Origin of the sequence: Pedobacter sp. Bi126 (assembly GCF_918698245.1) — a bacterium.
In the GTDB taxonomy this organism is placed as follows: Bacteria; Bacteroidota; Bacteroidia; order Sphingobacteriales; family Sphingobacteriaceae; genus Pedobacter.
In genome coordinates this window covers 324,060-345,335 of record NZ_CAKKMS010000002.1, presented here as the reverse complement: position 1 = coordinate 345,335, position 21,276 = coordinate 324,060, and the positions used below count along the sequence as shown (strand labels likewise).

Genomic DNA, 21,276 nt, shown 5'->3' with positions numbered 1-21,276 from the left:
ACCAATGCTGCTAATCTGCTAGGTTTGAACATGGATTTAAACAAAAATTATGGAAACGCATTTGCTTATTAATCAAGTCTTCAGAGTTTCACTACCGTTTTAGCACCGTTGTATTGAACAACTTTAGCCGGTGCAGTTGAATTACCGATGGCAACCACTCTAAAAATCCTTTTGGTTAACATCCCTTCGTAAGCCCCCTCGAGATTGCTGATTGTTAGCGTACCAGCAGCATGGTTGTACTCAAAATTGATCGTTGAAAATGCACCCTTTTCGTAATTATAGTTATTGCCCTCGTCTTCATATAAACTGAACTTGCCATCTTTTCCTTTATAAACCCTGATCTCAATATCATCAGCTTTCTTTTCTGAAGTATATTGCATCACATCACCAACAGGCAAAATAGTACCTGCAGGAACAAAAAGAGGAATACGCTCAAGCGGTGCTTCTATATTCAACTTTTGGCCGCCTTCAATTTGTTTACCTGTATAGAAATCATACCAGCGGTTTCCTGCCGGAAAATAAACTTCGCGGCTACGCGCTTTATAACTATAAACAGGGCAAACCATCAAGCCTGAACCCAAAAGAAACTGGTCACTTACACCGTAGGTTTGTTTATCAGCAGTATAATCCATTGCGAGCGATCTCATCAGGGTATAATCTTTATGATACGCCATTCCTGCCAACGAATAGATGTAAGGCATTAAGCGGTAGCGGAGTTCATCGTAATAAACCAGGCTTTTGTAAACCGGATGGCCTTCTGGAGCAAGGTTATAAATTTCGCGGTAAGGAAACTGGCCATGACTGCGGAACAGCGGGCAAAATGCCCCAAACTGGAACCAACGTAGATTTAATTCACGCCATTCTTTCAGGTCGGCATTCTCATTGCCTGTCTCGTCAAAAATAAGCTGGCCATCTCCATAACGTTTCTCCACGCAGAAGCCACCAATATCCATTGTCCAGAACGGAATACCCGACATCGCAAAATTAAGCCCGGCAGGAATCTGCGCTTTTAGGTCTTCCCATCTTGATGCGATATCGCCACTCCAGGTAGCGGTAGAATACCTTTGTAAACCCGCAAAACCAGATCGCGTTAACAAAAATACCCGTTTGTTATTATCTGCTTCACGCTGCCCATTATAAATAGCGTTGGCGTTCATCAGTGCATATGCATTAAAGTATTTTGTAGAAGAACCCAGCGCAGTAGGCCCACATAGTTTCTTTCGGTACTCCATATCGGTACAATCGCGAATGTTGGGCTCGGAAGCGTCCATCCACCAGGCATCGAATCCTTTTACGTAAAGGTTTTCTTTCATCTGTTTCCAAAAAAGTTTTTGCGCATCGGGGCTATAGGCATCGTAGAAAGATCCAACATAACCCGGGCCTATCCAATCGCGTACACTATCCTGCACCGCCTGCATATACATCCATCCTTTTTGCTTAAATTGTTTAAAATGATCTGTTGTAGCATAGAATTTTGGCCATACCGATATCATGATATTTGCATTTTCTTTATGCACCGAGTCTACCATTCCTTTGGCATCAGGAAACCGTTTCAGGTCAAACTGATGGCTTCCCCAGGCATTTTCGGGCCAATAATTCCAATCAAGCACGATATTATCAAGCGGAATCTGACGTTTCCGGTATTCACTTACCACATTTAATAGCTCATCCTGGGTTTTGTAACGCTCGCGGCTCTGCCAAAAACCCATTGCCCATTTGGGCATAATGCTCGCCTTGCCGGTCAGCGTGCGGTAACCACTGATTACTTCGTCCATGTTTTTACCGGCCACGAAATAATAATCCATCTTATCGCCCATTTCTGACCAAAAGGATATATTGCCATTTTTTTCTATCGGAGACGATGAAAGTGCTTTAAGACCAACATAGGAAACACCTCCATCAGGTTTCCACTCCAGTCTTATTTTGGTGCGTTTTCCCTTTGTTAAGGAGAAAGGAAACCGATAAGTATTCGGGTTCCATGAAGTTCTCCAACGCTCCGGTACTACCAATTTTCCATCAAGCCATACTTTGGTGTAACCTGCATAATAAAGACTAAACTTGTAAATATCAGTTTGGTTGGCAAGAATTTCTCCTTCCCAGACTACAGAACCGTTGTTAAAATCAAAATCTGCAGGAAATTTCTTCACAGTTGTGAGGTTTTCATAATCGATTGCCGACTCCTGACGGATAATAGGCGCGTTATTTTTTTGATTATATGTAGCGGTAAGAAAACCTTTTTTGCCTTGTTTATTAAAGAGGGTGAACTGATTCAGGTCTTTATAATCCCGGGGATCGCCGTATTTGCTCTGCGAATAATTATCCCACAATACACCATAGTTGTTTGTAGACATAATGAATGGCACAGCCACCTTCGTATTGTACTGGAAGAGGTCTTCGCTTTTATGTTTATAGTTAAAATCGTCAGACTGATGCTGCCCGAGCCCATAAATGGCCTCACCCGGGGTACCCGAGAAGACCTGTTGCATGGTATATCCTTTATCGTTTTCGACATTAATAGGGCTAAAACTTCTTTTTGCCTCCTGCAGCACTACTTTCCCAAATTTATCAGTAAATGAAACCTTACCTGTAACAAGGGAAACCTTGACGGTAAGCTCCTGGGTAGAGAGTTGGGCAAATTCCACATTCTCTGTTACTTTGAAAGGTACTGTCGGAGTCAATCCGGCTACTACACAAAGGCTTGTAACCTGGGGAATAGTGCTTTCGGGTGAAGCCTGTACCCTAACAATCCGGCTGTTGATCACATTTATTTCAATAGTTTTGGCAGCTCCCCCCTTGGGGTGGACCTTCATCCCATTCTCCAGCGTCTCAACAGCTTCAGCGGCAAGCAGTCTCCCAGCAGCAAATAACAATATAATAAAGAAAGAGAATCGTTTCATAACGGAACAAAGAATTAATTGGTTAGAATATGGTGGTATGTTTTTATGATGCAAAACTACAATGCCATATCATGACCACAGAGCAGTAATGTTAAATTAGTAAGCAGAAATGTTAACTACGAAACTTTTTGAGGGGTATTTTTTAAGCAGAAAGATTGCTCTACAGATAATTAAATTGATATAAGCTACCTGATTAACAGCCGATTAATAGGTTTATATTAAAAAATTTAAGATTAGCAGATCAGCAGCAATCTATACTCACCGTCTTTTTCGTTGGGTGCCCGGTGCACGCATGGTAAAACCTGTTTATCAGGATAATCTACTGCCAACCTCCATAAATGACCCAATCCCAAATTAATGGGCCTTGCATCAGCTTTGGCCTGGTAATGCAGGTCAAAATAATGCTCCATCAAAAAGTTTTCAAATTCCGATTCCGGACCGTTATGTAGTTCTTTGAGCTTTTGTCGGATTTCAGGGACCAGGATTTTTTGTTCTGCCTGATGATTAGCTAAGATTTCACTGGCCGCACCATAATAGGTACATAAAAAAGTATCTGTACCGACGGGAGAACGGTCTACATGGAATGAATATACATCTGTTGAAATGAAACCGAGTTCCTCATCCCGCTCATAACTTTTGATTAAATTGAGCGAAGGCGATGCTCCGGAATCTGCCAATAACTGAAAATCACTTGAGATAATATCCCTTGCCATACTACCTTGTTCCGATAGCTTAAGCGCATGGAGCTCTTCCATAGAAACTTCCGTGAGATCTGCTTTCAGTTCAAGTTTGGATACAATTTCCTTAAAGTCGCCAACCAGGTCTCTCTGCCAGCAAACAGCGTTTATATCTCCCTTAAAATTCGTATTTAAAAGATGAGAAAAAGTGGAAACCACCGCAACCTGCTTGCTGTTAGAAAATCTATTATCCATTTCTTAATTAAGCTATTTAGCCGTTATTGCCTGCAAAAGTAAGGAATAGCTGAGTGGATAATTGAAAATGAAATCTATTTTCAAAAATCATGGTTGATCAGTGTATCATTTTTGCTTGTTAGGGATACTCCCAACACCTGGCCAGTCGTTTGTGTTAAAACGTAGATCGAAACCCGTTGCTCTGTAACTGTCGATTCTCACACATTTTCTCAGTTTGCGGTTGGTGCGCGACAAATGATGAATACATCTAATTTAATGAGATTGACATCGTGAAATATAAAATAATCTATATTTTAGCCAAACTAAATTTAACACTATCTCACAAAGATCTTTTGAGTTCGTGAGACAAATTAATTGCATTATGGACGTATCAATTTTAAGATTACAAGAAAGATTAGAAATAGCTCTCGAGCTTGGTGAAAGTCACTATAGAGAATTTAAGAGCGCATTACAAGGCCCTCCAGATAAGAAAGAAAATCGTCCTGTAAAAGATATATGTGATGATATTTCGAGAACAATGGTAGCTTTCGCGAATGCTGACGGAGGAGAGTTACTAGTTGGTGTTGAAGATACTGGTATTGTTACTGGATTAAGCTATTCAAATGACAAATTAGATATATTAGTCAATGCACCAAAAAACAACGTACACAAAGACACCCCTTTGCCGAATTATAAAGCGACTTTTACCGAATTTAACGGTAAGAAGATTCTATATTTTTCTATTCCTAAGGGTAATGAATATGTTTATCTGACCTCGGATGGTAGATGTATTCAGCGGAAAGATTTGGAATCCGTCCCAATCTCTGCTGAGGAAATTTTGTTTACGAGAGAAGAAGCTGCGTCAAGAGAATACGATCGTCAATTTGTTGATCGTGCTGATATGGGAGATATCGATATAGATTTAATACAGCAGATAACCACTCAGCTATCGATTAAAGTAACACCAGAGAAATTTTTACAACACATTGATATTGCTGAGTTTAACGGAACAGAATTAAAGCTAAAAAGAGCTGCATTGTTGCTTTTTGCAAAAAACCCAAGTAAGTGGCACCCTAGGCTCCAAGTTCGTGTTATCAAAGTAGCTGACAATGTTCTTAAAAGCGGTGAAGACTTCAATGTTATTTTCGATGAAGAGATAACTGATAATATTGTTAAACTGATTGAGTCAAGTTGGGAAATCATTCGTCCACATTTAACCGAAACAAGATTTCTAAAACAAGCATTATTTAAAACACAGATTATATATCCTGAATTAGCATGTCGAGAAGCTTTAATAAATGCTATTGCTCATAGAGACTATAGTATTGAAGGACGTGGGATAGAAGTTTATGTTTTTAACGATAGACTTGAAATTCAAAGTCCAGGGGAGTTGTTATCAGCTGTTAAAATATCTGATTTGGAAAGCCTAGATGGAAGTCATCAATCAAGAAACTCGAATATTGCCAAAGCCCTTAGGGAGATTGGATATATGAGAGAGCTAGGTGAAGGGATAAGAAGAATTTTTGATTTGATGAAAACTAACGATCTTCAAGCGCCAAAATTAGAGTCCAAAAACAAATCATTCAAAGTCCTCTTATCTCAAAAACATATTTTCACTAAAGAAGAGAAATTATGGCTTGATAACTTTGATCAAGTCAACCTTACCAGAGAACAGAAAACAGTCGTACGTTTAGGTACTAATGGGAAGTTATTTTCGGTTGACGAGATTTGGGAGGCGGTAGGAATTGTTGATACGGATAAGTACAGACAGCTAATTGAATCGCTAATGCAGATAGGTGTTTTAAAAAGAACAGTTAAACGAATGGAGGCTAAAAACTTAGCTTGGAAATCTCACACTAGTCAAAAACAGCTTAAACAATTTCAAATTGTAATTCCGACTTCGTTTAAAGGACTTAGTAAAACATCAAGTAAAACTTCGGTAAAAAGCATCATTAAATCGCCAAAAACCAAAGATAGGGACGATGAAAGTGTGAAACCAGAATTGTTAGACTCTTCTGATTATGCAAGAATTTATATTTCCAACATTCCGTTCGACACAAATGAAGAGGAATTGAGTAATCTGTTTACCCAGTTTGGGGATGTGGTTTCAGTTAAAATCCCTCGCCATTTTAAAGGTAAATTTATTAGAGGTTTTGCTTACATTGAATTTGATAAAATGGAAAGTGCAAAAGCAGCAATCGATAGCTCATCCAAAGTTGAACTTCATAATAGAATGCTTTATATACAACAATCAAAGCCTAGGGAGTCTGTTTAATTACTTTTGTTTATTAACTAAATAAGCTAGTTTGAATGGAGGCGTTCTTAAAATGCACTACTTTGTTGTTATTACTATTTTACTTTCTCTAGTGCTTGGCATACTTAGTGTTGAAGTTTAGTTAGGCTTAATTAAGCTATTGTGTAATACTTTTTGGAAGGCACATTTTTACTCACTTTCCTGTTTTATTAACCCCAATGATTGGAAATTGTGCGAATGGTAGGATTAGGTTGTACTTGCAGTTTGTTAGAGGCGGCATCAGCTACTAGTTAATGCTCCTGTTTTATAAGGTACATAGGGGAATGCACCGGTACTCCTGATCTTGTAAACACAACATCGACAACTAGACCTTTCTAATATCCACGTTACGGTTCTTCCTCTTTGGGAATAGGCAACTAACGAAATCTTGGATATGGATAAGATCGATCGTCCCTCTTGCAATCATCGTTGATTCTTATACCTTTGTTACCTCAAATTAACCTCAGGATGGACGAAATTGTTATCTCACCTCGATATCAAATGAAGCTCGCTAAACAAGTTAGTGATGCCCTATGGGAAGTTTATCCAACTTACAGGGAAGTGAACTTCTATATAAAAAAGTGGCAGCAAACTGATGAAAATTGGAACTGGCAGAACTTTGAGATTGCATTTAAGCCGAGCAAGGACATAGACTTATTACAAACCTTGCATAATATGCCTGGTGACATTCTTCTTAAAGTTGCCATAGATATGGGAGTCGAAACACCTGACTACATTCCCTCAATCCCTACATTCAAGAATGAATTAAAAGGAGTTGCAAATACCGCATACGACACTTTCTGTAAAGCGATTAAACAAGTTGAAGATGATCCCAGTGTTGCAATTGGCCTCTGCAATTCCACTTTAGAGAGCTTGATCAAAACGATCTTACAGGCACCTCGTATTCAAGCTAAATTAAGCGGAAAGGAGACTCTATATCACTTGGCTATAATGGTAGTAAAAGAACTTAAGTTGATGAATGAACAGCAGCCTAAAGAAATTAAAACTATAGGCAACTCATTGATTACAATTTGCCAAGCAATTGAAACCTTGAGAAGTACCAAAACGAATTTTCACGGGCAGACAGACGATGAAGTTTTAATTACTGATTCTGTCTATGCTCACTTTATTGTGAATAGCGTTGCAACGGTAGGGTTATTTTTACAAAGTGTAAGTAAGGCTGGAATGATAACAAGTGTTATTGATGATGACTTACCATTTTAATTAACATTTAAAATGCTATTGCTATATGAATAAAAAGAGAAGGTCTGAAATAGAAAATGAAATAAAGGAACTTACGGACGAAAACGGAATAGTTACATTTTACTTAAATCCAAAGGTGGATACTTTATTTGGCCTTTATGGTGGAAACCAAGTACCAACAAAGCAAGATGCTTTTAAACCAGTTGATGCTGTAGAGGTGTTTGAGGATGGAGTGGAATTACCCGTCACAGGATTGTATTCCAAAAAAGAAGATAGCCAATCAATAAAAACATTTACTGAGGAGATAAGGAAAGTAGCTGCTAGTGTTTTTAATGACGAAAACAAAATAAAAAAACCAAATTTAGTGGAGGTTATAATAACTATCTCAACATTAGAACGCAGGTTTAAAGAAGTTGATGTAGATAATCTAGCCAAATGTGTATTAGATGGATTGAACGGGATAGCATTTGATGACGACTCGCAGGTATCTACTCTTCTATCTAAAAAGTTTATACACGAGATGAAACTTAATAGTATTCTAATTGCTATAACGAAAATTACAGATGAGAGAGCGGGTCTGTTGGGCGATATAAAGCTTTATGGGACATCCAAATGGGAATAAGAATTTAATATCATAGAGCAAGATTATATTGTGTATCTATATAACTATTATACTAATTTAGGCTTCTCCTCCCAATATGTTTAAAGGAACTATTGTAAAACACTACTATCTCTAGAATGCGTCCATTACCAAGTTCTACAATAAGGGTTTTAGCTTATAAAGCATTAGATCGTGACTTTAACAGAACTTGGTCTGATTGGGCAGTTGAAATGCTAATGAATGGCTATGATACTGAACACCTTATTATTTTGGCAGGTATGGGTGAGCCATTCGATTACTTTGAAATGCAAATCTTGACTATAAAAGCACTTAATGAATTGGGCTTGGACTTCTCTGATAAACTCCAAACTGTATGGAATTATGTCAATTACCTTATACAGATGTGCCTTGATGGTACGCTAGAATCAGTAACAGTTCTTACTGAGCTTAGAGATCTTTACCTTGAACTTGATTATGAGAAATCACTTCAGGAGTTCTACTTTCTGTATTATGCCAAGAGTGATTTAATAAGTGACGGAGTACAATGGTATATTGATGGAGTGGACAGAATCAATATTGATGAGACAGTAATCAGGTACTTTAACGAGTGGTTAAAACTAAAATCACATACAAATGAATAATAAGAAGTTAATTGTACTGATCTTTCTAATGGTAGGATGCAGGTCACCATTTGTAGATTCATATAAACAGATTCAGTCATCGATAGAGAAGTCAAATGCTATCTTACAAGTCTCAAACCGGAAGATATTAAAAGAGATTAAGGCTAAGGAAATTAACGCAATTTCAAACGAGGCTGATTCTATACAGTTTGCTAATCAAGATCTCAATGGCTTGATTGACGAATACAAAAAGCAAATCGAGAACCTTGATCTAATTGGATCTGATGTAGATATCGCCTATAAAGTCCTTGCTACTCCAGATTTTATTAAAGGTGCTTTAATGTCTGCTACTTCCACTCTTGTTGAGAGAGTTTCAAAAGTTGAAGCTGAACAATCAATGAAGAACCATCTTGATAGTCTCATACTCGAAGTTGCTCAGGCTCATACAAACTCATTATATTTTGAACAACGTTTCAAAGGCATCCCTTCTGCTAACGCCTTGGTAGAACTTGCTAATCTACAGTTACAAAGCTCGGAAATGACAAATATCAGTTTAGCGTCTTTTGATAAAAAGTGTTTGCTTATAAAGCATGGAGTTGGCGGCTCACCTTTAAAACCCAAAGACGGATATCCAAAACTAAAACCATCCCCTTAAAAGAGAGAAATAGACTATGAACTGGATATAAAGAAGTAAGGAAGAGAGTATCTATCTAACTTTAGCACCAATTAACCTCCTCCCCTCAACACATTTTCAAGAAATTCCGGCATAAACGCTCATATAGCCATCGCACAGACTATTTATGCCATATTTAAATAAATACCACTATGATACAGGAAAACACAGATTTACAAAGTAGCCGAGGTTTAGATAAGCTAAGAAAGTGCGCCAAAATCATATTAGAAATACTTAATTTTTGATAAAGGGAAATCAGATAGACATAAAAAAAGGCCTTTAGCATAACTAAAGACCTTTAAATGTACCCCGGAAGGGACTCGAACCCCTGACCCTCGGTTTAGAAAACCGACGCTCTATCCAGCTGAGCTACCGAGGCTCATTTTTTAATGAGCTGCAAATATAGAAGTTCTATTTAATATGTAAAAATATATTTTAAACTATTTAGAAGCTGCTTTTTCTATTTCAAATAAGTGTTTAAGAACGAAGCAATTAAAATTAAATTTGGACGGAATAAATTTGACTGTACCCCATAAAAAAAGTTGTTTTTCACCCTATTCTATATCAAAAGTACAGAGCGAGCACTCAAAAAAACATGATCAAATCTAAATTACGCGTCTTCTCCGTTCCAAATATCATCATCGGCATGCCGAATTTTGTCGTGACCCGCGGTTACACTCTTTAATTCTTCATGGTGATAATTTCTTTCAGGATTTTCTGGCAATCCACTGTCGTGATTTAGCGGCACCTTCCGTAAATGCTCAGGCTTCTTAACCTCAGGTAAATCATCATGTACAACAGAAGGCGTTAAGATCTTCTTCTTGGGGTTATTGCTGTTTTCCATAATTTTAAGAGACTCAAATTTCAAGCCACAAGCAAAGGTGAGTTAAAATTTCGGGAATTGGTGTGTATTTGTAAAGAATAAGGGTTGGCGTTAGGCGATAAGCGAATACAAGCCCGGCTATTACAAAAAATGCGCACAAATAAAACAATGTTTATTTGTGCGCATTTGTGATAAATTAACGCTAAAAGATCCTTTCACTACGTTATCATCAACGTTATTTTGCAATTACCTACTGATAAGATATTTGCGACACTATACATTTCCACCCAGCTGGGCCACAGCACCATATCCCCGTTCCACTTAAATCCGGCCTAACAAATTTTTCGGACTGCACTGTTCTAGCCGTACAACTGCCTTCAAAAGAAAAATTTTCAGCCGGCATTTTTTGTTTCTTTTTGATGCCAAAAAGAAAGAGCCCTTCGGCGGCGGCGAGCCGAGGCAAGCCCCTGGTGTATGGAAAAAGAAAACAATTGTACGTCACTCAAATTGATTTTCATAAAACAAATTACCACTCAGGATGACAAAACGAAGAAAGACAATTAATGAGATTGCTTCGTCGTTCCTTCTCGCAATGACGATCCAAATTAGTAATTCCCTGTAACGCCTATTTCTAAGCCTCTTAATTCGGCCAACCCTCTTAATCTGCCAATTGCAGAATAACCCGGATTAGTTACTTTAGCCAAATCATCCAACATTTGGTGGCCATGATCTGGGCGGAAAGGAATTGATTTATCGCGCAGTGCATTTTCTTCTGATAAGGCTTTCATGATTTCGTACATGTTCACATCACCACCTAAATGATCTGCTTCGTAAAAACTACCGTCCTCATCTTTTTTAACGTTACGCAAATGTGCAAAGTAAACACGCTCTTTAACCGCATTGAAGATCTCTAAAGCATTATTCCCCATTCCGGCACCTAAAGAGCCTGTACAGAAACAAACACCGTTAAAAGCCTGATCTACTTCTTTAATAATATAATTAAAATCTTCGAGCGTACTCGCAATTCTTGGCAAACCTAAAATAGCATAAGGAGGATCGTCAGGATGAATGGTCATTTTAATACCTTCTTCTGTACAAACCTCAGCAATAGATAACAGGAAAAATTTCAAATTTTCTTTTAAGCCCTGTCTTCCAATGACTTTATATTCATTGATGCTATTGCGCAAAGTTTCCAGCTCGATTTCTTTTTCGGTCGGGATGCCCATTAATACATTAATACGAAGATCAACTAAATCCTGCTCCGTTAAAGTTGCATTTTTAGCTGCAGCCCTATCTAAAATAGATTGTGAATAATCTGCTTCTGCACCTTCTCTTTTCAAAATATAAAGATCAAAAATGGCCAGATCGATCCAGTTAAAATAAAGGGCTTTCGATCCATCGGTCATTTCCAGATCCAATTGTGTACGGGTCCAATCTAAAACTGGCATAAAGTTATAGCACACAGTCTTAATTCCGCAGGCCGATAGGTTACGCAAAGAGGTTTTATAGTTTTCGATATACTGCCCGGCATCTGCCCTACGCGTTTTAATCGCTTCGTGTACGGGAACACTCTCAACCACCGACCAGGTTAAACCTGCTGCCTCGATAATGGCTTTTCTTTCCTGAATATCATGTAATGGCCAAACTTCACCATGTGGAATATGATGCAGTGCAGTTACAACGCCCGTAGCGCCTGCTTGTTTAACATCTTGTAGGCTAACTGGATCGTTCGGACCATACCAACGCCAGGTTTGTTCTAATTTTTTCATATATGTGTGATTACACAGATTTTAAGATTACACTGATTATGTGATTGTACTGATATCTAAACGCCAGAAAATGCGGTAAATCCCCCATCCACTGTAACATTCTGTCCATTTACAAATTTAGAGGCATCACTTAGCAAATATACTAAAGCGCCAATCAATTCTTCTGGCGCTCCAAACCGTTTAAAGGGCGTTTTAGCAATGATGGCCTGCCCTCTTGCGGTTAAAGAACCATCTTCGTTGGTTAATAATGCCCTGTTCTGGTTAGTAATAAAAAAGCCGGGTACAATGGCATTTATCCTGATTTTATCCTGATAACGATTAGCTAATTCAACAGCCATCCATTTGGTATAACAATCAATAGATGTTTTGGCCAATGAGTAACCCAATACGCGTGTAATGGCCTGGCTAGCAGAAACTGATGAAATATTCACAATACTGCCCCCATTTTTCGCAATTTCTTTACCGAAAATCTGTGTAGGCAAAATAGTTCCAAATAAATTGAGGTCAAATGCTTGTTTTAAGGCTGGAATATTAAGATCAAAAATGTCACTTCCGGGCTGAATAACGGCTTCCGCCACATTTCCACCTGCTGCATTAATCAGCGCATCTATGCGACCAAATTCTTTGATAATGATTTCATTCGCATTAAGCAGATTCTGCTCATCCAATACATCGGCAATAATATAAATAGCTTTTCCTCCTGCGTTTGTTACATCAGCAACCCTTTGTTTGGCAGCCGCTTCATTTCTTCCTATAACAACGATTACAGCACCAGCTGCGCATAATCCATTTACAAAAGCCTCGCCCAAAACACCTGTAGCACCTGTAACTACTACAACCTTGTTTTTCAGCGAAAACAGGCTTTCTACTTCTTTTACCATTTGTTTAGTTCTTTTTTAAGTTTATTTAACAGCGCTATCAAAAGCATAATTTTAAAATCAAAACTAGTTTTCTGTAAGCTGTTCATATTTTATTTGTATTTGACCTGCATCTGGTCGTAAAAATCTTTCAGCACGAAGAAGGCTTTCTTTTTCTTACCTGTTTCGCTGATCAAGCCTTTACGGTTCCAGAAATTCTGATAAATTGGATGCTGTCTTCTTGGTGATCTGAAATCGGTTAAAATCCATGGTGTCATGCCTCTCAAAGCGCCAATTTTACTTAACATAGCGATCTGATTTTTATACAACGCCTCTTGGTATTCTTCGCTCCAACGTGTATTTTCATCAGCGTGGAAACCGCCCAAAGCATCACCTCCAAATTCAGTAATTACCACAGGCTTTTTATATTTTATATCAAAATTGTATTTGGTAATTTCGGATGGATTACCTCCCCAGTACCAGCCAGCATATTCATTAAAACTTACCAGATCGATTTTTTCGCCCAGGGGATCGTTTAAAATGATATTGTTTCCTTCGCGGTGTACTTCTAAAGCAGCAGCCACTAAACGGGTATCATCTAACGAGCGGGCAGTTTCTGCCAGATTGCTCATAAAACTCAAACGGGCATCACTTAACGGGGTTTCGTTACCAATAGACCAAACAATCACACTTGCCCTGTTTTTATCACGTACGATTAAATCAGTCAATTGCTTTTTTGCATTGGCATAGGTTGCCGGATTTGTCCAGCTGATGGTCCAGTAAACAGGAACTTCAGCCCAAACCAATAGTCCCATTTCATCGGCAAGGCGAATCATTTCTTCGTTATGCGGGTAATGCGCCAGGCGAACGTAGTTACAGTTCATATCTTTTGCCCACTGCAACATCATGCGCATATCGCCTTCTGAGCGTAAACGACCAGCTATAAGCGGGTTTTCGTCATGTAGTGAGATTCCTCTTAAAAAAACAGATTTACCATTTAACAGGATGCTATCGCCATCAACCTGAATGGTTCTGAAACCAATTTTATCGTTGATATTTTCTTTATCGGTTTTAATGTTTACGGCATATAGTTTTGGTGCTTCTGGCGACCATAGGCTTAAATTATTCCAGGTAAATTCATCTGCTATTTTACCTTCGCTATCTGTTTTGTATTTCTTTTCCAGCTTCAGCTCTGGAATAGAAAGCGTAATTTCCTGTCCAGCAGTCGCATCAGCAAGTTTTACCGAAAAATTTAACAGGTTATTGTTTCCTTTAACGAGCTGAAGTTTATAATCACTGATAAAATGTTCAGGAAATTCGGCTAAAAAAACATCACGTGTAATGCCCCCATAATTCCACCAATCGGTATTTACAGTTGGAATTTCATCCTGTTTACGGATATTATCAACTTTAAGCACAATTGAATTTTCGCCAACTTTTAAGTTGTTGGTTACGTCGAACTGGAAAGGTGTAAAACCACCCTTGTGTACCCCCAGTTTTTTACCGTTTAGGTAAACATGGGCTTCGTAATTTACTGCACCGAAATACACGAAGTATTTTTTCCCTTTTTCTGGTTTTGCATCAAACTTTTTGCGCAGCCAAACATTGCCTTCGTAAAGTTCTAATTTTTCCGATTGCGAGTTCCAATCGCCAGGAACATTCATTTGTGGCGAATGATCGAAATCATACTCGATCAGTTCTGACTTGTCTTTCTGAATTTTATCGTCGTAATAACCTCCGGTTCCGGTTTTCGACTGATCGAACGGATCGTGACGATAATCGTAATAACCATTTTCGTAAGGATCAACAATATAATTCCATTTACCATTAAGGCTCTGGATTTTTCGGCCCTGAATATTTTGTATAGCGGTAACCTGACCGTAACTGATTGATGAAAGGAGCGAAAAGCAGATTAAAAATACGCTATAGGTTGTTTTTAGCATAACTTAAGTTTTAATATTAATTAATTGATCGTTTCAAAACTAACAATTAATTAACAGACGGTGTTTCCACTACCCTCCTAAATTTGAGCAAAATTTAGTTTTTCATTAATAACGAAGAATTTGCCCCAAAAGCCTATGTTAGGTTTTTGACAGCATTTGCTGGGAGCAGGTAATGATTTCATCATGTTTATTTGGATAGTTTGTGCTAGTGATCACGAATTTAGAAAAGCTTAAAAAATTAAACGTTTTAAAATAGGCCAAAACGCAGTAAAATCCACTGAAACAACATTTCAAACGTTTGAAATAATTGTGTTTTTTTCTTAACTATGCACTGAGATTGGAAAAGATAATGAATAATACCCCTGTTACACTAAAATTCTTGGCTGAAAAGTTAAAAATGTCAGTATCAACAGTATCAAAAGCCCTTAATAACTATCCAACCATAAACGAGTACACGAAACAACGTGTCCAGGAAATGGCCCGCGATTTGCATTTTACACCCAATAAATCGGCTATTAATTTAAAGGAAAAGAAATCGCACATTATTGGTATTATCTTACCCAATCTTTTGGATCACTATTTTACCAGAAGTATTTATGGCGTAGAGCAATTTGCCACACAAAATGGATATAATGTGATCATCAGCCAATCTCACGATGACCTGAAAAAAGAAATCCAATCTGCAAATATGTTGTTGCGGAGCCGGGTTGATGGTTTAATTGTGGCTATTTCAAAACACACACAGGATTTTTCGCATTTAGACCAGTTCGAAAACATGGGCACACCGGTAGTGTATTATGCCCGAAACCCGAGTTTTAACCTAAGTTGCCATAAAGTTTTGGGCAATACTTTTCAGGGCTGTTATCAGGCGACAAAGTTTTTAATAGACAGGGGGCATAAAAAGATTGCTTATTTGGGCGGTCCAAAAATGATTAATTTTACGCACGATCGCTTTAATGGCTACATCAATGCTTTAAATGATAATCAGGTTCCTTTTTCATCAGAATTGGTTGCTTATACCGATTTCGATAAAGAAAATACGATCTCAGCAATTAAGAACTTATTTGCCAACCCAGAAAATATGCCTACTGCGCTCGTGGCTTTTAAAGAACCTATTATGTTCGATGCGATGAAATACCTGAAATCGATAAACCACCCTGACTTTGACAAAATTGAATACGTAGGATTCGGGAACACTTCTTTCATCAGCTATCTCGATTCACCACCTATTGCCTCTATTGAAGAAAACCCCGAATCAGTAGGTGAAAATGCAATTAAACTATTGATACAATTGATCAACAAAGAAATTGATCTTCATGATTACCAAAAATTAATGGTGGATTGTAAGCTGATCGTGCATGGGTAAGCGTTTGGCGCATGGCGTTTAGCGTTTGGCGCGCAATGTTGTATCTACTCGATCGTCATGCTGTCCCGAATGTTCGGGATCAGCATCTTTATTTATCTATTAAGACCCTGATCCCGAAGTTTCGGGACAGGGTGACGACCACTCGTACCCAAATTAAAAAAATCCAGATGGCATATTAATTTAATGACATTGCACTACTGTTCAATTGATTCCTGTGTTTTTCATTGTACACAAACGCAGCAACAATCAACAAACCCGCAACACCTTCAAAAGCAACTACAGTTTGGGTACCAAAAAGATGCGCCTATTAATTTAATGACATTGCACTACTGTTCAATTGATTCCTGTGTTTTTCATTGTACACAAACGCAGCAACGATCAACAAACCCGCAACACCTTCAAAAGCAACTACAGTTTGGGTACCAAAAAGATGCGCCTATTAATTTAACGACATTGCACTACTGTTCAATTGATTCCTGTGCTTTTCATTGTACACAAACGCAGCTACAATCAGCAAGCCCGCAACACCTTCAAAAGCAACTACAGTTTGAGTACCAAAAAGATGCGCCAAATAGCCCATCAGCAAGCTGCCGATTGGCAATACCCCCTGATAAGCCATGATATAATAACTTAAAGTCCTTCCCCTCATTGCATCATCGGCATGGGTCTGCAGATAAGTATTGATGGATGAGGTTTGAGCCATTAGACCTAGAGCAGCTAAACCGGTACAGATTAAAGCCAGAACAAGCGATGGTGATATAGCCAGCGCCACAACCGAAATGGCCAGCAAAATACCCGACATCATTACAATTTTCTGTAGGTTTTGCTTCACTTTTAATGTAGCCATATAAATGGCGCCGAAGAATGCGCCAAATCCTGCTGCACTTTCAAACCAGCCAAATGTTGTGGCATTTCCGTTAAAAATATCTTTGGCAAAAACAGGCAATAAAGTAGTGAAAGGGATTACCAATAAACTCGATGCAGCCATCATTAATACCATAGATGCCAAATCTGGCGATGATTTAAGATAATCGTAACCTTTTTTCAGGTCGATCCAGATATTTTCTTTTGATTTTTGATGTGCGGTGAGTTTAAGCTTCATCATCACCATACAGCCCAGTACAGCAATAAAGCTCACAAAATTGATCAGGAAGCAGATATCTTCACCCAAAGTACTCAAAATTACCCCTGCCAGTGCCGGGCCGATTAACCTGGCTGCATTAAACATGGAAGAATTGAGCGCAATGGCATTTGGTAAATCTTCTTTATCATCAATTAAATTTACCATTAACGATTGACGGGCAGTAACATCAAAAGCATTCACCAGGCCCTGAACCAGCGAAAGTGCTGCAATCCAGAACATATCATATACTTTAAACCAGATCATCAAAGCCAGGGCACCAGCCTGCAGCATCAGGATCACCTGGGTAATCACCAATATCTTATACTTGTTATGTCTATCCACATAGCTCCCAGCATACGGTGCGAGTACCAGTGAAGGGATTAAACTCAAAAAAGTAATCAGTCCAAGTAAAAAGGCCGATCCTGTTAAACGATATACCAACCAGCTGATGGCTACACGCTGCATCCATGTGCCGATTAGTGAAATAGCCTGACCTGTAAAAAATAACCTGTAATTGTAATGCCTTAGTGAACGAAAAATACTCATGTTTAAAATAGTAAAGTAACTTTACAAAAGTACAAAACTAAACTCGGATCAAAAAACCAAAAACAGAAAGTTTTATCATTACAGAATCACAATTCAAACAAAACAAAGACTCACATTAGTTTACCTACAAAATTAAAAGCTTATATTTGTAAAGTTTATTTACCATTAAGATGCCTACTCAAACACAAGATATAGCCGCAAAACTAAGAAGCACAGTTACCCGCTTAACCAGGCAGCTACGCAAACAGAACGTAAGTTCAGACTTTAGCAACGCCGAACTGTTAACGATGTCGCTGCTCGAACAACATGGCAAAATGTTATCTACAGAGCTGGCAGACATGGAAAGGGTATCAAAACAAGCTATTTCACAGATCATCAACCGCTTGTTCGACGCCAAATGTGTGGAACGATTTCCAAGTAAAGAGGATAAACGAAAGGTTTTTATCGGCTTAACCAAGCTTGGCGAAAAACACATTATTGCCAGCAGAAAAATAAAAGAAGAATGGCTGGCACAAACCATGGAAAAAATCTTCTCCTCAGAAGAAATCAACTTGATTCAGGCTTTTCTACCCCTCCTTTCGCGTTTGGTAGAACACAATGGCGCAAGAGTATAGTTTTCCTTTTTCCTTCGCCAAATAAGCCTTATCTTGCAGGCTGAAAAATGGCACTATATTTTACATCAATAAATTCGGGCAGTAATGGCAATTGTTACTATGTAGGTAACGATAATGAAGCAATTTTGGTTGATGTTGGTCTAACCTGTAAAGAGGTCGAAACACGGATGAACCGTTTAGGTTTATCAATCAGTAAAGTAAAGGCCATTTTTATCTCACACGAACATAGCGACCACATTAAAGGGCTGGCGGTATTTGCTAAAAAACATAAACTCCCGGTTTACATTAGCACAGCTACCCTAAAAAGCAGTCGGCTGGTTTTGGATGCAAACAATACCTTTTCATTAAGCCATTTACAACATATTCAAATTGGCGACTTAAAGATCTCCGCCTTTTCTAAATTTCATGATGCAGCTGATCCTTATAGTTTTACTGTTGAATGCAACGAGGTAAGAGTGGGTGTCTTTACAGATATTGGCTCGGTGTGCGATCGTTTAATTGCCCATTTCAAAAACTGTCATGCCGCTTTCTTAGAAGCCAATTACGATGCAGAGATGCTGAAAAATGGCCGATATCCTTATTTTTTGAAGCGGAGGATTACAAGTGGCCACGGTCATTTAAGCAATACACAGGCGCTGGAGCTTTTCATCAACCATAAAGCCCCATACATGAGTCATTTATTATTGAGCCACTTATCAAAAGATAATAACGACCCGGAGCTGGTTGAAAATCTCTTTAAAAATGTTGCCGGCAATACTTTTGTTAAAGTAGCTTCAAGGCATGAGGAAACAGCGTTGTATTACGTAAGCAATACTCAAAACATACCCGAAGTTTACAATTTCGACCCTAGCCTGTACCAGCCAGAACAACTCAACCTATTTTAACACATTAAAGTCAAAAATAGCTTACCGTTTTCTATCAATTTAGTTACAGTAGGACTTATTTTGAGCAAAAAATGGCAATTGAATATGCAAAAGCATAATTACCCGCAAAAATTGTAAATAATTTAATTTTCGTCAAAACATTTTATTCTAATATGGGTTTTATATAAACTTCATAAATAGTTTGTTTGGTTTAAATGGGGCTTATGGATTTAAGCCCCTTTCTCTTGTCTAAAATTCCGTAATTCAATCAGGCTAAATCACAAGCATTTTATTCCATTTTATATTCTAAATTTTTAGTTATATTCGATTGACAATCATCCGGATAACATCTAACCTTTAAATAATAAATTATATGGAGACAAGTAAACTTTCTAAATTCAGTGCCGAATTTCTAGGCACGCTCGTATTGGTTTTAATGGGTTGTGGCAGCGCGGTTATAGCTGGCGCAAATGGCACAACCGGCGTAGGCTTATTAGGCATATCTTTTGCCTTTGGCTTATCAGTTACGGCTATGGCTTATGCTATTGGGCACATTTCAGGCTGTCACATTAATCCGGCAATTTCAATCGGAATGGTAATTGCCGGCCGGATGAAAATTTCTGAAGCTGCTTATTACATTGTGGCTCAGGTATTAGGCGGCATTGCAGGCGCATTTATTTTACTACAAATTGCATCAGGGAAAGCAGAATATTCTTTAACAGTAAATGGATTAGGGCAAAACGGTTTTGCAGCACTTTCTCCACAACATTACAGTTTAGCAGCTGGTTTTATTGCCGAAGTTGTACTCACCTTTATTTTCTTATTGGTGATTTTCGGCTCAACCTCTACTAAAAATATCAACGGCGGCTTTGCAGGACTTGCAATTGGCTTAAGTTTAACACTGATCCATATTGTGGGCATTCCGGTAACGGGTGTATCAGTAAATCCGGCAAGAAGTATTGGCCCTGCACTTTTGGTTGGTGGAGAAGCTTTAAGCCAGGTTTGGCTATTTATTGTAGCACCCATTATTGGTGCGGCGCTCAGTGCCTTGGTTTGGAAAACAGTTTTGGAGAAAAACTAATTTAAATGGAATTGTTAAAGGGTTAGCGTTTAGGGTTTAGCGCCTAAACACTAACCCCTAAACGCTAAGCTTTATAAGTTTTTAACAATCGCTTCGTCAGTAGGTTTTGTTTTAGAACGGAAACGGTGTACCAATTCTCCTTTTTCATTAATCAAGAATTTCTCAAAGTTCCATTTAATATCACCTTGCTCTTCCGTATTCGTTTGAGAAGTTAAATACTTGAACAATGGACTGATATCATCACCTTTAACACTGCTTTTCTCTGCCAACATAAAAGATACATTGTATTTTCCGGTACAAAATTCTTTAATCTCTGCATTGGTAGAAAACTCCTGTCCGCCGAAGTTACCCGCAGGGAAACCAATTAATACTACCTTTTTACCATATTGCTTTTGAAGTTTTTCTAAATCTTCGTACTGTGGGGTAAAACCACATTTAGAAGCGGTGTTAACAATTAAGATTTTTTTGCCTTTAAATTTCGATAGTTTAATTTCTTTACCATCAATGGTTTTAAAGCTGAAATCGTAAACATTTTTTGGTGGAGATACCAATAAGTTTAATAGGATTAGAATTGTGCTGATCATCGTTGTTTTATTTTTATATACGAATATAGGCACAAATAGGTTGTGTCAACGTAACGTTGTTGTAAATTATGCGATTTGAATAATTAAAGAGCTTAAGGTTTTGATTGAAAATGAAAGCATGTATTTCGTCCTTTAAATAAGCGTCTTTTCTGATTAGAAAATTGAAGGCAGTGGTTCTTGGCGGTTTACAGCCCCGCTATCGCTTATAGTCCTCGCTACGCTGTGGGCTATTCCGCTTTATCGGGTTTAATTAACAAGGCCTGATGCCATTTTGTACCTTCAGCTTGGCACAACGCCGTTAAAACCTAAATAGCAGCATTAGCCAAGCCACCTAAACCCGACCGAAGTGAGATGCCGATTTTTCATCGGCAGAAACGGGGGCGGGACCAACCCTAGCCTAATAGCATGGGTAGTGTTTTTCAAAAACAAAACAAGATTAAAACCCTACAAAAATCGCCCTATAAACCAACATATTTCCGCTGCATTTAATAAAAAAATTGTATTTAATT

Annotated in this window: 17 protein-coding genes and 1 tRNA gene; 9 read left to right on the top strand and 9 right to left on the bottom strand. The window is 38.2% G+C overall.

The annotated features are described in order from the left end of the window. Nucleotides 1-80 precede the first annotated feature (80 nt). Nucleotides 81-2,897, bottom strand: coding sequence for a TIM-barrel domain-containing protein (locus tag LQ201_RS06635; protein WP_305800045.1), 2,817 nt, complete (start codon nucleotides 2,895-2,897; stop codon nucleotides 81-83). A gap of 233 nt (nucleotides 2,898-3,130) precedes the next feature. Next, complete coding sequence (locus LQ201_RS06630) at nucleotides 3,131-3,829, bottom strand: DUF1826 domain-containing protein (RefSeq protein WP_230140376.1); 699 nt, start codon at nucleotides 3,827-3,829, stop codon at nucleotides 3,131-3,133. A gap of 361 nt (nucleotides 3,830-4,190) precedes the next feature. Here LQ201_RS06630 and LQ201_RS06625 point away from each other — a divergent pair, with 361 nt between their 5' ends. The 5 genes from LQ201_RS06625 (at nucleotide 4,191) to LQ201_RS06605 (ending at nucleotide 9,180) form a co-directional block, all read left to right on the top strand. Continuing rightward, nucleotides 4,191-6,083, top strand: coding sequence for an ATP-binding protein (locus tag LQ201_RS06625; protein WP_230140374.1), 1,893 nt, complete (start codon nucleotides 4,191-4,193; stop codon nucleotides 6,081-6,083). Between the two features lie 486 nt (nucleotides 6,084-6,569). After that, a complete protein-coding gene (locus tag LQ201_RS06620; protein WP_230140372.1) occupies nucleotides 6,570-7,325 on the top strand; it encodes an abortive infection family protein in 756 nt (251 codons plus the stop codon). Between the two features lie 25 nt (nucleotides 7,326-7,350). Continuing rightward, a complete protein-coding gene (locus LQ201_RS06615) occupies nucleotides 7,351-7,926 on the top strand; it encodes a RusA family crossover junction endodeoxyribonuclease (protein ID WP_230140369.1) in 576 nt (191 codons plus the stop codon). 116 nt (nucleotides 7,927-8,042) lie between these two features. Then, on the top strand, nucleotides 8,043-8,546 hold the full coding sequence (locus tag LQ201_RS06610; protein ID WP_230140367.1) for a hypothetical protein: 504 nt from the start codon (nucleotides 8,043-8,045) through the stop codon (nucleotides 8,544-8,546). After that, entirely contained in the window at nucleotides 8,539-9,180 is a 642-nt protein-coding gene (locus LQ201_RS06605) for a hypothetical protein (protein ID WP_230140365.1), read from the top strand. The genes LQ201_RS06610 and LQ201_RS06605 overlap by 8 nt, the downstream gene beginning before the upstream one ends. 323 nt (nucleotides 9,181-9,503) lie before the next feature. On the opposite strand, the gene LQ201_RS06600 is transcribed toward LQ201_RS06605, so the two are convergent. The 5 genes from LQ201_RS06600 to LQ201_RS06580 all read right to left on the bottom strand — a co-directional run bounded on the left by LQ201_RS06600 (nucleotide 9,504) and on the right by LQ201_RS06580 (nucleotide 14,590). Further along, nucleotides 9,504-9,577 (bottom strand) — tRNA-Arg (locus LQ201_RS06600). Between the two features lie 231 nt (nucleotides 9,578-9,808). Continuing rightward, nucleotides 9,809-10,042 (bottom strand): hypothetical protein, encoded by a 234-nt coding sequence (locus LQ201_RS06595; RefSeq protein WP_230140363.1) that lies wholly within the window; start codon nucleotides 10,040-10,042, stop codon nucleotides 9,809-9,811. A gap of 584 nt (nucleotides 10,043-10,626) precedes the next feature. Then, nucleotides 10,627-11,790, bottom strand: coding sequence for a mannonate dehydratase (uxuA, locus tag LQ201_RS06590; RefSeq protein WP_230140361.1), 1,164 nt, complete (start codon nucleotides 11,788-11,790; stop codon nucleotides 10,627-10,629). Nucleotides 11,791-11,846: 56 nt separating this feature from the next. After that, nucleotides 11,847-12,671 (bottom strand): SDR family oxidoreductase, encoded by an 825-nt coding sequence (locus tag LQ201_RS06585; RefSeq protein ID WP_230140359.1) that lies wholly within the window; start codon nucleotides 12,669-12,671, stop codon nucleotides 11,847-11,849. Nucleotides 12,672-12,760: 89 nt separating this feature from the next. Beyond that, entirely contained in the window at nucleotides 12,761-14,590 is a 1,830-nt protein-coding gene (locus tag LQ201_RS06580; protein ID WP_230140358.1) for a glycoside hydrolase family 2 protein, read from the bottom strand. Nucleotides 14,591-14,939: 349 nt separating this feature from the next. On the opposite strand from LQ201_RS06580, the gene LQ201_RS06575 reads away from it, so the two are divergent. Further along, nucleotides 14,940-15,956: a LacI family DNA-binding transcriptional regulator gene (locus tag LQ201_RS06575; protein ID WP_256449156.1), complete on the top strand. Its 1,017-nt coding sequence runs from the start codon at nucleotides 14,940-14,942 to the stop codon at nucleotides 15,954-15,956. Nucleotides 15,957-16,395: 439 nt separating this feature from the next. Here LQ201_RS06575 and LQ201_RS06570 read toward each other — a convergent pair whose 3' ends face one another. Continuing rightward, nucleotides 16,396-17,625, bottom strand: a complete 1,230-nt coding sequence (locus LQ201_RS06570; RefSeq protein WP_083505475.1) for an MFS transporter — start codon at nucleotides 17,623-17,625, stop codon at nucleotides 16,396-16,398. Between the two features lie 170 nt (nucleotides 17,626-17,795). Here LQ201_RS06570 and LQ201_RS06565 point away from each other — a divergent pair, with 170 nt between their 5' ends. The 3 genes from LQ201_RS06565 to aqpZ all read left to right on the top strand — a co-directional run bounded on the left by LQ201_RS06565 (nucleotide 17,796) and on the right by aqpZ (nucleotide 20,183). Further along, a complete protein-coding gene (locus LQ201_RS06565; protein WP_131031026.1) occupies nucleotides 17,796-18,239 on the top strand; it encodes a MarR family winged helix-turn-helix transcriptional regulator in 444 nt (147 codons plus the stop codon). A gap of 47 nt (nucleotides 18,240-18,286) precedes the next feature. Further along, nucleotides 18,287-19,123, top strand: a complete 837-nt coding sequence (locus LQ201_RS06560; RefSeq protein WP_230140354.1) for an MBL fold metallo-hydrolase — start codon at nucleotides 18,287-18,289, stop codon at nucleotides 19,121-19,123. Nucleotides 19,124-19,475: 352 nt separating this feature from the next. Then, the gene (aqpZ, locus tag LQ201_RS06555) at nucleotides 19,476-20,183 is read left to right on the top strand and encodes an aquaporin Z (RefSeq protein WP_230140352.1); all 708 of its coding nucleotides are present in this window, start codon (nucleotides 19,476-19,478) and stop codon (nucleotides 20,181-20,183) included. Between the two features lie 71 nt (nucleotides 20,184-20,254). Here the strand turns inward: aqpZ and LQ201_RS06550 are convergent, their stop codons facing one another. Beyond that, the gene (locus LQ201_RS06550) at nucleotides 20,255-20,767 is read right to left on the bottom strand and encodes a glutathione peroxidase (protein WP_131031023.1); all 513 of its coding nucleotides are present in this window, start codon (nucleotides 20,765-20,767) and stop codon (nucleotides 20,255-20,257) included. Nucleotides 20,768-21,276 lie beyond the last annotated feature (509 nt).

Excerpts from the sequence above, each read along its gene's own strand:
- LQ201_RS06550 (WP_131031023.1), bottom strand. The coding sequence starts at position 20,767 with ATGATCAGCACAATTCTAATCCTATTAAACTTATTGGTATCTCCACCA.
- LQ201_RS06610 (WP_230140367.1), top strand. The coding sequence starts at position 8,043 with ATGCGTCCATTACCAAGTTCTACAATAAGGGTTTTAGCTTATAAAGCA.
- uxuA (WP_230140361.1), bottom strand. The coding sequence starts at position 11,790 with ATGAAAAAATTAGAACAAACCTGGCGTTGGTATGGTCCGAACGATCCA.
- aqpZ (WP_230140352.1), top strand. The coding sequence starts at position 19,476 with ATGGAGACAAGTAAACTTTCTAAATTCAGTGCCGAATTTCTAGGCACG.
- LQ201_RS06635 (WP_305800045.1), bottom strand. The coding sequence starts at position 2,897 with ATGAAACGATTCTCTTTCTTTATTATATTGTTATTTGCTGCTGGGAGA.
- LQ201_RS06585 (WP_230140359.1), bottom strand. The coding sequence starts at position 12,671 with ATGGTAAAAGAAGTAGAAAGCCTGTTTTCGCTGAAAAACAAGGTTGTA.
- LQ201_RS06605 (WP_230140365.1), top strand. The coding sequence starts at position 8,539 with ATGAATAATAAGAAGTTAATTGTACTGATCTTTCTAATGGTAGGATGC.
- LQ201_RS06615 (WP_230140369.1), top strand. The coding sequence starts at position 7,351 with ATGAATAAAAAGAGAAGGTCTGAAATAGAAAATGAAATAAAGGAACTT.
- LQ201_RS06595 (WP_230140363.1), bottom strand. The coding sequence starts at position 10,042 with ATGGAAAACAGCAATAACCCCAAGAAGAAGATCTTAACGCCTTCTGTT.
- LQ201_RS06560 (WP_230140354.1), top strand. The coding sequence starts at position 18,287 with ATGGCACTATATTTTACATCAATAAATTCGGGCAGTAATGGCAATTGT.
- LQ201_RS06630 (WP_230140376.1), bottom strand. The coding sequence starts at position 3,829 with ATGGATAATAGATTTTCTAACAGCAAGCAGGTTGCGGTGGTTTCCACT.
- LQ201_RS06575 (WP_256449156.1), top strand. The coding sequence starts at position 14,940 with ATGAATAATACCCCTGTTACACTAAAATTCTTGGCTGAAAAGTTAAAA.
- LQ201_RS06620 (WP_230140372.1), top strand. The coding sequence starts at position 6,570 with ATGGACGAAATTGTTATCTCACCTCGATATCAAATGAAGCTCGCTAAA.
- LQ201_RS06565 (WP_131031026.1), top strand. The coding sequence starts at position 17,796 with ATGCCTACTCAAACACAAGATATAGCCGCAAAACTAAGAAGCACAGTT.
- LQ201_RS06580 (WP_230140358.1), bottom strand. The coding sequence starts at position 14,590 with ATGCTAAAAACAACCTATAGCGTATTTTTAATCTGCTTTTCGCTCCTT.
- LQ201_RS06570 (WP_083505475.1), bottom strand. The coding sequence starts at position 17,625 with ATGAGTATTTTTCGTTCACTAAGGCATTACAATTACAGGTTATTTTTT.
- LQ201_RS06625 (WP_230140374.1), top strand. The coding sequence starts at position 4,191 with ATGGACGTATCAATTTTAAGATTACAAGAAAGATTAGAAATAGCTCTC.